Origin of the sequence: Streptomyces sp. NBC_00523 (genome assembly GCF_036346615.1) — a bacterium.
In the GTDB taxonomy this organism is placed as follows: domain Bacteria; phylum Actinomycetota; class Actinomycetes; order Streptomycetales; family Streptomycetaceae; genus Streptomyces.
This window is the reverse complement of record NZ_CP107836.1, coordinates 2,716,096-2,728,418: the sequence shown is the minus strand read 5'-3', so window position 1 is coordinate 2,728,418 and position 12,323 is coordinate 2,716,096. Positions and strand designations below refer to the sequence as shown.

The 12,323-nt window shown below is 69.8% G+C and carries 12 protein-coding genes; 8 read left to right on the top strand and 4 right to left on the bottom strand.

The features are described 5' to 3' along the window. Nucleotides 1-58: 58 nt before the first annotated feature. Nucleotides 59-1,426 (top strand): FAD-binding oxidoreductase, encoded by a 1,368-nt coding sequence (locus tag OHS17_RS12240; protein ID WP_330312190.1) that lies wholly within the window; start codon nucleotides 59-61, stop codon nucleotides 1,424-1,426. A 26-nt stretch (nucleotides 1,427-1,452) separates the two neighbouring features. Here the strand turns inward: OHS17_RS12240 and OHS17_RS12235 are convergent, their stop codons facing one another. Then, the gene (locus tag OHS17_RS12235; RefSeq protein WP_018100761.1) at nucleotides 1,453-1,929 is read right to left on the bottom strand and encodes an SsgA family sporulation/cell division regulator; all 477 of its coding nucleotides are present in this window, start codon (nucleotides 1,927-1,929) and stop codon (nucleotides 1,453-1,455) included. 222 nt (nucleotides 1,930-2,151) lie between these two features. Between OHS17_RS12235 and OHS17_RS12230 the strand changes: the two genes are divergently transcribed. Both OHS17_RS12230 and OHS17_RS12225 read left to right on the top strand, forming a co-directional pair. After that, a complete protein-coding gene (locus OHS17_RS12230) occupies nucleotides 2,152-3,210 on the top strand; it encodes an RDD family protein (RefSeq protein WP_330312189.1) in 1,059 nt (352 codons plus the stop codon). Between the two features lie 76 nt (nucleotides 3,211-3,286). After that, nucleotides 3,287-3,952: an RDD family protein gene (locus tag OHS17_RS12225; RefSeq protein WP_018100759.1), complete on the top strand. Its 666-nt coding sequence runs from the start codon at nucleotides 3,287-3,289 to the stop codon at nucleotides 3,950-3,952. Here OHS17_RS12225 and OHS17_RS12220 read toward each other — a convergent pair. After that, entirely contained in the window at nucleotides 3,945-4,232 is a 288-nt protein-coding gene (locus OHS17_RS12220) for a hypothetical protein (protein ID WP_330312188.1), read from the bottom strand. The genes OHS17_RS12225 and OHS17_RS12220 overlap by 8 nt on opposite strands. 369 nt (nucleotides 4,233-4,601) lie before the next feature. Here OHS17_RS12220 and OHS17_RS12215 point away from each other — a divergent pair, with 369 nt between their 5' ends. Both OHS17_RS12215 and OHS17_RS12210 read left to right on the top strand, forming a co-directional pair. Further along, on the top strand, nucleotides 4,602-6,998 hold the full coding sequence (locus tag OHS17_RS12215) for an immune inhibitor A domain-containing protein (protein WP_330312187.1): 2,397 nt from the start codon (nucleotides 4,602-4,604) through the stop codon (nucleotides 6,996-6,998). A 124-nt stretch (nucleotides 6,999-7,122) separates the two neighbouring features. Further along, nucleotides 7,123-7,455 (top strand): hypothetical protein, encoded by a 333-nt coding sequence (locus tag OHS17_RS12210; RefSeq protein ID WP_202542409.1) that lies wholly within the window; start codon nucleotides 7,123-7,125, stop codon nucleotides 7,453-7,455. Nucleotides 7,456-7,460: 5 nt separating this feature from the next. Here the strand turns inward: OHS17_RS12210 and OHS17_RS12205 are convergent, their stop codons facing one another. Both OHS17_RS12205 and OHS17_RS12200 read right to left on the bottom strand, forming a co-directional pair. Continuing rightward, nucleotides 7,461-8,045 carry an isochorismatase family protein gene (locus OHS17_RS12205; RefSeq protein ID WP_330312186.1) on the bottom strand — a complete coding sequence of 195 codons (585 nt, stop codon included), beginning with the start codon at nucleotides 8,043-8,045 and terminating at the stop codon, nucleotides 7,461-7,463. 100 nt (nucleotides 8,046-8,145) lie between these two features. Continuing rightward, entirely contained in the window at nucleotides 8,146-9,474 is a 1,329-nt protein-coding gene (locus tag OHS17_RS12200; RefSeq protein WP_020207343.1) for a nicotinate phosphoribosyltransferase, read from the bottom strand. Between the two features lie 90 nt (nucleotides 9,475-9,564). On the opposite strand from OHS17_RS12200, the gene clpS reads away from it, so the two are divergent. The 3 genes from clpS (at nucleotide 9,565) to OHS17_RS12185 (ending at nucleotide 12,285) form a co-directional block, all read left to right on the top strand. Then, complete coding sequence (gene clpS / locus OHS17_RS12195; RefSeq protein ID WP_330312185.1) at nucleotides 9,565-9,879, top strand: ATP-dependent Clp protease adapter ClpS; 315 nt, start codon at nucleotides 9,565-9,567, stop codon at nucleotides 9,877-9,879. 55 nt (nucleotides 9,880-9,934) lie between these two features. Beyond that, nucleotides 9,935-10,519, top strand: a complete 585-nt coding sequence (locus tag OHS17_RS12190) for a DUF2017 domain-containing protein (RefSeq protein ID WP_018105608.1) — start codon at nucleotides 9,935-9,937, stop codon at nucleotides 10,517-10,519. Between the two features lie 317 nt (nucleotides 10,520-10,836). Beyond that, nucleotides 10,837-12,285: an amino acid permease gene (locus tag OHS17_RS12185; RefSeq protein WP_330312184.1), complete on the top strand. Its 1,449-nt coding sequence runs from the start codon at nucleotides 10,837-10,839 to the stop codon at nucleotides 12,283-12,285. Nucleotides 12,286-12,323: the final 38 nt, after the last annotated feature.

Here is a 12,323-nt window from a genome sequence, read left to right as displayed (position 1 = left end):
TTGGGATCGTCACCGCAGACGGGTTCACACCAATGGGCCCGGGTGCCACGCTTGGATCATGGACGATCTCCTCGAACAGCTGCGGGCGGGTCTTCCCGCCGAGGCCGTGCTCACCGACCCGGACGTCACCGCCTCCTACGCCCACGACATGGCGAGCTTCTGCGAGGCCGGTGCCCCCGCCGTCGTCGTGCTCCCGCGCACCGTGGAACAGGTCCAGCACGTCATGCGCACCGCCACCGCGCTGCGCGTCCCGGTCGTTCCGCAGGGTGCCCGCACGGGCCTGTCGGGCGCTGCCAACGCCACGGACGGCTGCGTCGTGCTCTCCCTGGTGAGGATGGACCGGATCCTGGAGATCAGCCCCGTCGACCGGGTCGCCGTCGTGGAGCCCGGGGTCATCAACGCCGTGCTGTCCCGCGCGGTGGACGAGCTCGGTCTGTACTACCCGCCGGACCCCTCCAGCTGGGAGATGTGCACCATCGGCGGCAACATCGGCACCGCGTCCGGCGGCCTGTGCTGCGTGAAGTACGGGGTCACCGCCGAATACGTCCTCGGTCTCGACGTCGTCCTCGCGGACGGGCGCCTGCTCACCACCGGCCGCCGCACCGCCAAGGGCGTCGCCGGATACGACCTCACCCGCCTCTTCGTCGGCTCCGAGGGAAGCCTCGGGATCGTCGTGAAGGCCGTCCTCGCCCTGAAACCCCGCCCGCCCCGGCAGCTCGTCCTGGCCGCCGAGTTCGCCGACGCGGCCGGCGCCTGCGACGCGGTCTGCCGGATCATGGAGAGCGGCCACACCCCGTCACTCCTCGAACTGATGGACCGTACGACCGTCCAGGCGGTCAACCGCATGGCGAACATGGGCCTCCCCGAGACCACGGAGGCCCTGCTGCTCGCCGCCTTCGACACCCCGGACCCGGCCGCGGACCTCGCCGCCGTCGCCGCCCTGTGCACCGCCGCCGGTGCCACGGAGGTCGTCCCGGCGGAGGACGCGGCCGAGTCCGAGATGCTGCTCCAGGCCCGGCGGATGTCGCTGACCGCGCTGGAGACCGTCAAGCCGGCGACGATGATCGACGACGTGTGCGTACCGCGGTCGAAGCTCGGCGCGATGCTGGCGGGCACGGCGGAGATCGCCGAAAAGTACGGCCTCACCATCGGCGTCTGCGCCCACGCGGGCGACGGCAACACCCACCCCGTCGTCTGCTTCGACCCCGCCGACGCCGACGAGTCCCGGCGGGCCCGCGAGTCCTTCGACGCCATCATGGAGCTCGGTCTGGCGCTCGGCGGCACGATCACCGGCGAGCACGGGGTGGGCGTCCTGAAGAAGGAATGGCTGGCCCGCGAACTCGGCGAGACCGGCGTGGAACTGCACCGGGGCATCAAGCAGGCGTTCGACCCGCTCGGGCTGCTCAACCCGGGCAAGGTGTTCTGACCGGCCCGGATCCCGGCCCGCGCTCCTCAATTCTCCCCGTCCTGCGACTCGTCCGACGGCCACGGGTCGCTCATCCACAGATCGTCGGCCGGCAGCGGGGCGAGGAGTTCGGCCAGCCCCTCGTCGATGCCGAGCCGTGCGGTCTCCGTACCCGGCGGCACCACGCGCAGCGTCCGCTCCACCCAGACCGCGACGGCCGCGGACGGCACTTCGAGGAGCGCGTTGCCGTCCGGGGACGTCAGCGCCACGCAGATGACGTGGTTCCCGTCCACCTTGGTGGGCCAGATCCGCACGTCCCCCTGCCCGCACGGCCGGAACACCCCCTCCACCAGCAGATCCCGGGCGAACGTCCAGTACACCGGCGCGTCCGAGGTGATGTGGAAGGTGATGTGCACCGCGTACGGGTCCTCCGTGCGGTACGTCAGCCTGGCCGGTACGGGGATGCTGCGCTCGGGCGACAGGACCAGCTTGAGCTCCAGCTCGCGCTCCACGATGGTGTGCATGACGGCGTCCTTCCGTTGTCCGGAGCCGGTCCCACGACCGGCCCGCACAGGTGAGAGCGCCCTCCACGCCATCCATTACGCGACTTCGCGAAAAAAGTTCGCGCGACCGGAAACGCGTGACCGGATAGTGGGCCAAACGTCCGGACCGGCCCGGGAGTACGTGCCCGTCTGGTAGATGTGGACCCCTGTATTGAGGCCGCGAAGAGATACGGGACCACGGTGATGAGCGCCCCAACCCCGGCACCCGGTGACGAGACCCCCGGCGAGGGGTACTACCCCGACCCGTCCATCCCCGGTTACGTCCGCTACTGGAACGGCGGCGCCTGGGTGCCCGGCACCAGTCGCCCCGCCCCGAAGCGGGAGCCGGACGAACCGGCGGTGGTCGAGGAGACCGGGCCGGTGTTCCTCGACGAGGAGGGGTCCGAGGACGGCCGCCCCGAACCCGCCACCGCCTGGCAGGCCGACGCCTCCCACCAGTCCGGCTTCGCCGGGGACCGGGACCGCGTGTCGTGGCCGGACGCCTCGGGAGCCCCGGAGGCCCCGGACCCCGAGGACGCGACGCCCCCCGCGCAGAGGGTTTCCGGACTCGTTCAGCCACCCCAAGCCCGTCCGGCGATTGAGGACGGAACCGGTGAGCCGGGCCCGGCTGAGGGCACGTTGACCCTCCGCACGCGCCCTGCGAACCCCGTGCCGGAGGCACGCCCCGTGCCGCAGGCACGCCCCGTGCCGGAGGCGCCCGTCACGCCCTGGAAGCCCCCCGCCCCCGACCCCTTCCGGGACCTCCTCGCGGCGCGGACCGAGGGGCGCCCCGCCCCGCTGGGCAAGCGGTTCGTCGCGCGGCTCATCGACACCGTCGTGCTGGGCGCGCTCACCGCCGCGGCCGCCGTGCCGCTCACCGGCCGCGCCGTGGACCACATCGACGGGAAGATCGACGCGGCCCGGCAGACCGGAGAGACCGTCACCGTCTGGCTCCTGGACTCCACCACGGCCGCGCTGGGCGGCGCGCTGCTCGGCGTGTTCCTCGTGCTGGGCGTCCTCCTCGACGCGCTGCCGACCGCCAAGTGGGGCCGTACGCTCGGCAAGAAGCTGTGCGGCATCCACGTACGGGACATCGAGTCCCACGAGACCCCCGGCTTCGGCGCCGCGCTGCGCCGGTGGCTGGTGTACGGCGTGCTGGGCATCCTGGTCGTCGGGGTCGCCGACGTGCTGTGGTGCCTGGTGGACCGGCCGTGGCGCCAGTGCTGGCACGACAAGGCGGCCCGGACCTTCGTCGCGGGCTGACACCATCCGCCGAACGGCGTCCCCCGAACGCACCTGAGCCGTTGCGGGGGCCCGGGCCCCGCGATGCACTGCCCCCATGAGCAACGATCAGCCGCCGCCCGGTCAGCCGCCCGAGGACGACCCGTTCAGGAAGCAGCCGCCCGGGGACCAGCCGCCGCCGTCGTCCGGCTCGCCCTACGGCAGCGCACCGCCGCCGCCACCGCCGTACGACCCGGGACCCTACGGGGGAGGCGGTCCGTACGGCGGTGCGGACCCGCTGGCGGGGATGCCGCCGCTCGCCGAGCCCGGCAAGCGCATCCTGGCCCGGCTGATCGACTTCCTGATCATCTCGATCCCGCTGTATCTGATCTCGCTGCCGTGGGGCGGCGCGGTCGAGGTGTCGGACAGCAACGGCAACGACGACGTCAGCGACGTCTTCGCCCAGACCTACAGCGGGCATCAGCTGCTCTGGTCGCTGATCGGGCTCGTCTGCTACGTCGCGTACGACACGTACTTCACACACAAGGACGGCCGCACGCTCGGCAAGCGGCTGCTGAAGCTGCGGGTCGCGATGCTCAACGACGGCAGGGTGCCGGACACCGGCGCGGCGTTCCTGCGGGCCGTGGTGCTGTGGCTGCCGGCGCTGCTGTGCTGCCCGTGCCTGTGGTGGCTGATCAACATCGTGCTGATGTTCACGGACAAGCCCTACCGGCAGGGGCTCCAGGACAAGGCGGCCAAGACGGTGGTGGTCACCGTCAACTGAGGTTCGAGGCGGAGACGCGCGAGCGGTCCTCTTCGCGGGCGGCGGGTGCGGTGCCACGGTGTGCGGACACCGGGGCACGCGTCCCCGCCGCCTTCGCCGTGTACCGGCGGGACTTCGCGGGTACGGTGACGGACACCGCGAGTCCGAGAGCGAGCGCGACCGTCCCGACGACTGCGATTCCGATCCCCGAACTGGTGCGGAACAGCAGCAACATGGCCAGGGTCGAGAAGACGACGGTGACCGAACCGTAGGAGAGCTGTGCGGCAGTAGGACGCGGCATGGCGTTTTCCGTCCTCGGGACGTCGGATGGGCGGTCTCTCAACACGGTCGCGCTGTCAAGCGACTCTATGACGGTGGATGCCCTGGAGGAACGGGTGGTAAGCGTAACCTAACCCACAGTACCGGTGCATGGGGGGCGCACGGAGTCACCCCCCGCGCCCTCGCGGCGGGTTGACGCGCCGGTGGGTCGCGAACGCCACGTCCGCATAGCGGAACGGTGCTCCTGCATAGTGCACTTGCTCCGTTCAAGTCAAGGTCTGTCTTTTCTTCCGTAACTCCGGTCGAATGTCGTCACTTGTGACGCGTTTCCGCGCGCGGCCTCTCCACACTCCCGGGCCGTCGCCGCGGGCGCCGGGGAGGACTGCATCACGTGATCATTAAGAGACGGGCGCTTCGGACCGGAGCGGTTGTCGTGGCCATGGCCGCGACCGCCGCGACCGCATCCGCCTTCGCCACCGCTCAGGCAGATGACCAGGCGTCAAGCACCGCTGCCTCCATCGACCGCCGGGACCCGGGGTCGGCCAAGGGCAACGAGCACGACCTGGAAGGCCCGTACAGCAAGCAGCAGGCCGAACAGCGCCAGGCTGCCCTGGAACAGGTCATATCCGGCGACAAGAAGGTTTCGTCGCGCGGAGGCTCCAAGGTCGTCAAGCTCGACAGCAACAAGTACGTCGAGCTCGGCCGTGAGAAGACCGACAAGATCTTCACCGTGCTGGTGGAGTTCGGCGACAAGGTCGACGACACGACCATGTACGACCCGGACGGCGCGGGCCCCAAGCCCCCCGTCAAGAAGTACGGCGGCACGCCGGGTCCGCTGCACAACACGATAGCCAAGCCGGACCCGAAGAAGGACAACAGCACCGCCTGGCAGGCCGACTACAACCAGGCCCACTTCCAGGAGCTGTACTTCGGCACGGGTGCGGGCAAGCACTCCCTGAAGACGTACTACGAGAAGACCTCGTCCGGCCGTTACTCGGTCGACGGTGAGGTCTCGGACTGGGTCAAGGTCCCCTACAACGAGGCGCGCTACGGCTCGAACTACTGCGGTTCGACCAACTGCGCCAACGCCTGGGACATGATCAAGGACGGCGTCAACGCCTGGGCCGCGGACCAGAAGGCCAAGGGCCGTACGCCGGAGCAGATCAAGGCGGACCTGGCGCAGTACGACCAGTGGGACCGCTACGACTACGACAACGACGGCGACTTCAACGAGCCCGACGGCTACATCGATCACTTCCAGATCGTGCACGCGGGTGAGGACGAGTCGGCCGGCGGCGGCGTCGAGGGCACCAACGCCATCTGGGCGCACCGCTGGTACGCGTACGGCACCAACGCCGGCGCCACCGGCCCGGCCGACAACAAGGCCGGCGGCACCGAGATCGGTGACACCGGCATCTGGGTCGGCGACTACACCGCGCAGCCCGAGAACGGCGGCCTGGGCGTCTTCGCCCACGAGTACGGCCACGACCTCGGTCTCCCGGACCTCTACGACACGACCAACACCGCCGAGAACTCGGTCGGCTTCTGGTCGCTGATGTCGGCGGGCTCCTGGCTCGGCACCGGCAAGGACAGCATCGGGGACATGCCCGGTGACATGACCGCCTGGGACAAGCTCCAGCTGGGCTGGCTGAACTACGCCGAGGCCAAGGCCGCGACGAAGTCCACCCACAAGCTGGGCGTGTCCGAGTACAACACCAAGGACAAGCAGGCGCTCGTCGTCGAGCTGCCGAAGAAGCCGGTCACCACCGCCGTCACGACGCCCGCCGAGGGCGCCAAGCAGTGGTGGAGCGACATGGGCGACAACCTCAGCAACACGCTGTCGCGCCCCGTCGACCTCACCGGCAAGTCCAAGGCCTCCCTGGACCTCCAGGGCTGGTGGGACATCGAGAAGGACTACGACTACCTCTACACCGAGGTGTCCACCAACGGCGGCACCAGCTGGACCGCGATCGACGGCACCGCCGACGGTCAGCCGATCCCGCGCGACGCCAGTGACAAGCCGGCCCTGACCGACGTCTCCGGCAAGTACCAGAAGCTGTCGTTCCCGCTGGACGCCTACGCGGGCCAGAAGATCGACATCCGCTTCCGCTACGCCACCGACGGCGGCGCGGGCGGCGTGGGCTTCGCGGCCGACACCATCTCGGTGACCGCCGACGGCACCGCGCTCTTCTCGGACAACGCCGAGGGCGACGACAACGGCTGGACCAGCAAGGGCTTCTCGCGGGTCGGCAAGTCGTTCGAGAAGGACTACCCGCAGTACTACCTCGCGGAGAACCGTCAGTACGTCAGCTACGACGAGACGCTGAAGACGGGCCCGTACAACTTCGGGTTCTCCACCACCCGTCCGGACTGGGTCGAGCACTTCCCGTACCAGAACGGCCTGCTGGTCTGGCTGTGGGACACCTCCCAGAAGGACAACAACGTCTCGCAGCACCCGGGCCAGGGCCTGATCCTGCCGGTGGACGCGCACGCGAAGCCGCTGAAGTGGGCGAACGGCACGGTCATCCGCAACAAGATCCAGCCCTTCGACGCGCCGTTCAGCTGGTACCCGACGGACGGCTTCACGCTGCACCTGGCCGACCAGGCCGTGAAGATCAAGCCGCAGCTCGGCGTCCCGGCCTTCGACGACCACACGGGCACCTACTGGTACAAGGAGAACCCGACCGGAAGCGTCAAGGTTCCTGACACCAACACCAAGATCACGATCGTCAGCGAGCCGCTCAGCGGCGACACGATGACCGTCCAGGTCGGTGCCTCGAAGAAGTAAAACCGCGTTATCGCAGGTCACAGCATGATCGGCCGTCGCCCTCTAGCGGGCGGCGGCCGATCGTGTTTAGGTGCCTCTGTTCACTTTCTTATTGACACGATGTCTCACGGGGGAGCTCGTACGCATGGCAGGCGGAGGATTCAGCAAGTTGCCGAACGGCAGTGTGGTCGTCGCGATCACCCTTCCGGCCCCGGCGGACGGCCCCGGTCCGGGCGCCCCCGTCCGGGTCCTGGTGCACGCGGCGAACCGGCCCCGCGCCCTGACCCGGCTGCGGAACCTGGGCCTGCGCGCCGTCTATCTGCGGGGCAACGCCGAGCCCCCCACCCCGGACGAGATCACCGCCGTCCTGCACCACCCGGACGGCGTCCTGTGGCGCGCGAGACCCGGCTGCGCGCAGGAGCTCTGGCACCCCATCCGCGCCCTGCTGAACCCGGCCGTCCCGGCCGGTACGCCCTGAGCGGCTCAGACGACCGGCTTGCCGGTCAGCGTCACGCCCGCGCCGCGCAGCTCGGCCAGCGCCCGCTCCGTCGTCGCCTCGGCGACGCCCGCGGTCAGGTCCAGCAGCACCTGTGTGGCGAAGCCCTCTCGGGCGGCGTCCAGCGCGGTCGCGCGCACGCAGTGGTCGGTCGCGATGCCGACCACGTCGACCTCGCGGACGTCGCGCTCGCGCAGCCACTCGGCGAGCCCGGTGCCGTTCTCGTCCAGCCCCTCGAAGCCGCTGTACGCCGCCGCGTGGGCGCCCTTGTCGAACACGCTGTCGATGGCCCCGGAGGCGACCGCGGGGGCGAAATTGGGGTGGAAGCCCACGCCCTCCGTCCCGGCCACGCAGTGCGGCGGCCAGGAGTGCTCGAAGTCGGGGGTCGCCGAGAAGTGGTCCCCGGGATCGATGTGGTGGTCCCGGGTGGCCACCACGTACCGGTAGGCGGGCCGGCTCTCGCCGATCAGGTCGGTGATGGCGGCGGCGACATCGGCACCCCCCGCCACGGCGAGGCTCCCGCCCTCACAGAAGTCGTTCTGAACGTCCACGACGATCAAGGCGCGGTGCATGGTGGCTGTCCTTCGGGGAGTGGGGGAGCGGTACGGGGATGGCTTCGAGCCTAGAGTTTCCTCGGAGGCAATCAAGCCCGTCAGGGCCTCGGGGCCCCCGTCACACGTACTCGGTGGGAATAACCGCCTCGCCCCGCGAAAGTTGCATCGCCGACAACGGCAGCCCCGCCCGCGCCGCGACATGCCGCTCACGCGCCGCGTCCAGCGGCTCGCGGGCGACCACCTCGCCGCCCCGGACCAGCTCCACCAGCAGCTGCCGATCGGCCAGCTCCGCCGGGACCGGCCCGGTGCCGATCACCTCGGCCTCGGCCACGCCCTCCTCGTCCAGCCGGCGGGCCGCCCACTTGCGGCCCCCCTTGGAGGACTTCGCGCCCATCGACTTCTTCGCCACCGGCCGCAGCTCGTCGGCCGGGTCGCCGGACCCCGCACGGGCGACGAGCTTGTAGACCATCGAGCACGTCGGGTGCCCGCTGCCCGTGACGAGCTGCGTGCCCACCCCGTACGCGTCCACCGGCGCGGCGGCCAGCGAGGCGATGGCGTACTCGTCCAGGTCCGAGGTCACCACGATCTTCGTCCCGGTCGCGCCCAGCTCGTCCAGCTGCTGGCGCACCCGGTGCGCGACGAGCAGCAGATCGCCCGAGTCGATCCGTACCGCACCCAGCTCGGGACCGGCGATCTCGACCGCCGTACGGACCGCCTCGGCCACGTCGTACGTGTCCACCAGCAGCGTCGTGCCGCGCCCCAGCGAGTCCACCTGCGCCCGGAACGCGTCCCGCTCCGAGTCGTGCAGCAGGGTGAAGGCGTGGGCGCTCGTACCGACCGTCGGGATGTTGTAGCGGAAGCCGGCCGCCAGGTCCGACGTGGTGTCGAAGCCGCCGATGTACGCGGCACGGGCCGAGGCCACCGCCGACAGCTCGTGCGTGCGGCGCGCGCCCATCTCGATCAGCCGCCGCCCGCCCGCCGCCGCCGACATCCGGGAGGCCGCCGCGGCGATCGCCGAGTCGTGGTTGAGGATCGAGAGGATCACCGTCTCCAGGAGCACGCACTCGGCGAACGAGCCCTCCACCCGCAGGACCGGCGAGCCCGGGAAGTACACCTCGCCCTCCGGGTAGCCCCAGATGTCGCCGCCGAACCGGTAGTCCGCCAGGTAGTCCAGCGTCGGTCCGTCCACGATCGCCTGGTCGCGCAGGAAGCCGAGCATCTCCTCGTCGAAGTGGAAGTTCTCCACCGCGTCCAGGACCCGGCCGGTGCCCGCGACGACGCCGTAGCGCCGCCCCTCCGGCAGCCGGCGCGTGAACGCCTCGAAGACCGAGCGCCGCCCGGCCGTCCCGGCCTTCAGCGCGGCCTGCACCATCGTCAGCTCGTACTGGTCGGTGAAGAGCGCTGTCGACGGCACGCCGACCCGTCGCCCGAGGTCCGCAGAGTTCATGCCGGGGATGCTACCCCTATTTCGTCAGAGTGACGAGATGGGGGTCCCGGGGTGGGGCCGTTTGTGCGAGGGACCCCTGCGAGTGGCAGCATGGGACAGGTGAGCGTCGCCCCTGCAGAGATCACACGTCCCGAATCGGCCGAGGACCAGCTCGTCGTTCCCGAGCCCGACGTCCCCTGGGTGACGCTGGTCCACAACGACCCGGTCAACCTCATGAGCTATGTGACCTATGTGTTCCAGGCGTACTTCGGCTACTCCAAGGACAAGGCGCACAAGCTGATGCTCGACGTCCACCAGAAGGGCCGCGCCGTCGTCTCCAGCGGCAGCCGCGAGGAGATGGAGCGCGACGTCCAGGCCATGCACGGCTACGGGCTGTGGGCCACGCTCACCCAGGACCGCAACTAGCACCGCACCCACCGCACGGCCCCCCGCACCGCCCGACCATCATCGGAGAGAACCCATGGCCGGCCACTTCGAGGCCACTCCCGGCGGCGGCGCGGCCGTCGCGCTCGACGAGGTGGAGATCGCGATCCTGCGCTCCCTCGCCGTCCAGCTGCTCGAACTCATCGGCCCCGGCGACGAGCCCGCCGAGGGCGAGGACCCGCTCGCCGCGCTCTTCGCCGAGGGCCCCAGCGAGCCGCCCACCGACCCGGCCCTGGCCCGCCTCTTCCCCGAGGCGTACGGCGACAAGGACGACGAACTGCGCGCCGCGTCCGCCGAGTTCCGCCGCTTCACCGAGAACGACCTGCGCACCCGCAAGCGCGAGGACGCGCTCGTCGTCGTCCGGACGCTGGATGCCCTGACTCCTGCGGGCGACGGGGCGGCAGTGCTCACGCTCACCGCCGACGAGTGCCGCAACTGGCTCGGCTCGCTCAACGACCTCCGGCTCACCATCGGCACCCGCCTCGAAGTGGGCGAGGAGGAAGAGGACGAGGGCAGCTCGCTCTACCGGCTCCCGGACAGCGACCCCCGAAAGCCCATGGTCATGGCCTACCTCTGGCTCGGCGCGCTCCAGGAAACCCTGGTCGAGACCCTGATGCCGTGACCCGGAGTCCGCGCCCGGTCACGGTGTTCGCTCAACGGACACTCAAATCCGAATAACGATCGCGTCACCTGAACGGTCTTTTTTGCAGCGCCCGTTCCGCCTTGTCCGCTTTTACTTGTGGTGTGCGCCACAAACCGTCCGCCGGATCGCCGTCACGCCCGTGATAAATCTTCACGACCACCCGGGAACGCCACCCCTGTTCCCGGGTAGGCGCTATTAGCCGGTAACCACCGGCGGCACTCCATCCGTATCCGGGGGGATCAGGACCTGATCCGCGGCCGAAAGGCGCGGATCGGCGTGGAGAAAGGCGCAACCACATGACATCGGCGCAGATCGACGACAAGGGGCCCGACGGCCCGCACGCCGCAGCCGCGGATGCCAGCACTTCCGCCGAGGGCTACCAGAGAGCACTCGGCGCCCGCCAGATCCAGATGATCGCGATCGGCGGGGCCATCGGCACCGGGCTCTTCCTCGGCGCCGGAAAGGCCATCGCCAAGGCCGGACCCAGCCTCATCCTGGCCTACGCCATCGCGGGCCTGGTCATCTTCTTCATCATGCGCGCGCTCGGCGAACTCCTCATGTACCGCCCGGTCTCGGGCTCGTTCTCGGAGTACGCGCGCGAATTCATCGGCCCCTTCGCGGGCTTCGTCACCGGCTGGACGTACTGGCTCTTCTGGGTCGTCACCGGAATCACCGAAGTCACCGCAGCCGCCCAGTACATGACGTTCTGGTTCGACATTCCGCAATGGGTCTCGGCCCTGGTCTTCACGTTCATTCTGTACGGCGTGAACCTCATCTCCGTAAAACTCTTCGGAGAGCTGGAGTTCTGGTTCTCGATGGTGAAGGTCACCGCCATCGTCGGCATGATCCTCATCTGCGCCGGAATCCTCACCCTCGGCTTCTCCGACGCCGGGGACACCGCGAGCGTCACCCATCTGTGGTCCGACGGCGGCTTCTTCCCGCACGGCATCAAGGGCACCCTGATGACCCTGCAGATCGTGATGTTCGCCTTCCTCGCCGTCGAACTCGTCGGCGTCACCGCCGGTGAGTCCAAGGACCCCAAGACCGTCCTGCCCAAGGCCATCAACACCGTGCCCTGGCGCATCGCCGTCTTCTACGTCGGCGCGCTCATCATGATCCTCTCGGTGGTGCCCTGGACCGAGTTCTCGCCCGGCGTCTCCCCGTTCGTGGAGGCCTTCAAGAAGATGGGCCTCGGCGTCGGCGCCGGAATCGTCAACTTCGTCGTCCTCACCGCCGCGCTCTCCTCCTGCAACTCCGGGATGTACTCCACCGGCCGCATGCTGCGCGACCTCGCGCTCAACGGCCAGGGCCCGAAGTTCTTCACCCGGCTCACCCGCAGCGGCACCCCGCTCGTCGGCACCACGTTCTCCGCCGCGCTCATGCTCGTCGGCGTGTGGGTCAACTACCAGTGGCCCGGCGACGCCTTCACCTACGTCGTCTCCTTCGCCACGATCTCCGGCATGTGGGCCTGGATCATGATCCTGATCAGCCAGATCCGCTACCGCCGCCTCGCGGACCGCGGACAGCTCCCGCAGTCCTCGTTCCGGGCCCCCGGAGCCCCGTACACCAGCGGCTTCGCGCTCGCGTTCATCGCCGTGGTCATCGTCATGATGGGCATCGACAAGGACACCAGGATCTCGCTCTACTGCGCCCCGCTGTGGGCCCTGATCCTCGGCGTCTCGTACCTGGTCCTGAAGTCCAGGAACCCGGAGGGCAAGGCCTTCGCGGAGCGCGTCAAGCGCTGAGGCGTACGCCCCCGACCAGCGGCGTTTCACGATGCGGG

Bases quoted from the DNA above. Each gene is read 5' to 3' on its own strand.
- OHS17_RS12190 (WP_018105608.1), top strand. From the start codon at position 9,935: ATGGCCGGCCACTTCGAGGCCACTCCCGGCGGCGGCGCGGCCGTCGCG.
- OHS17_RS12225 (WP_018100759.1), top strand. From the start codon at position 3,287: ATGAGCAACGATCAGCCGCCGCCCGGTCAGCCGCCCGAGGACGACCCG.
- OHS17_RS12235 (WP_018100761.1), bottom strand. From the start codon at position 1,929: ATGCACACCATCGTGGAGCGCGAGCTGGAGCTCAAGCTGGTCCTGTCG.
- OHS17_RS12220 (WP_330312188.1), bottom strand. From the start codon at position 4,232: ATGCCGCGTCCTACTGCCGCACAGCTCTCCTACGGTTCGGTCACCGTC.
- OHS17_RS12185 (WP_330312184.1), top strand. From the start codon at position 10,837: ATGACATCGGCGCAGATCGACGACAAGGGGCCCGACGGCCCGCACGCC.
- OHS17_RS12200 (WP_020207343.1), bottom strand. From the start codon at position 9,474: ATGAACTCTGCGGACCTCGGGCGACGGGTCGGCGTGCCGTCGACAGCG.
- clpS (WP_330312185.1), top strand. From the start codon at position 9,565: ATGGGACAGGTGAGCGTCGCCCCTGCAGAGATCACACGTCCCGAATCG.
- OHS17_RS12210 (WP_202542409.1), top strand. From the start codon at position 7,123: ATGGCAGGCGGAGGATTCAGCAAGTTGCCGAACGGCAGTGTGGTCGTC.
- OHS17_RS12205 (WP_330312186.1), bottom strand. From the start codon at position 8,045: ATGCACCGCGCCTTGATCGTCGTGGACGTTCAGAACGACTTCTGTGAG.
- OHS17_RS12230 (WP_330312189.1), top strand. From the start codon at position 2,152: ATGAGCGCCCCAACCCCGGCACCCGGTGACGAGACCCCCGGCGAGGGG.
- OHS17_RS12240 (WP_330312190.1), top strand. From the start codon at position 59: ATGGACGATCTCCTCGAACAGCTGCGGGCGGGTCTTCCCGCCGAGGCC.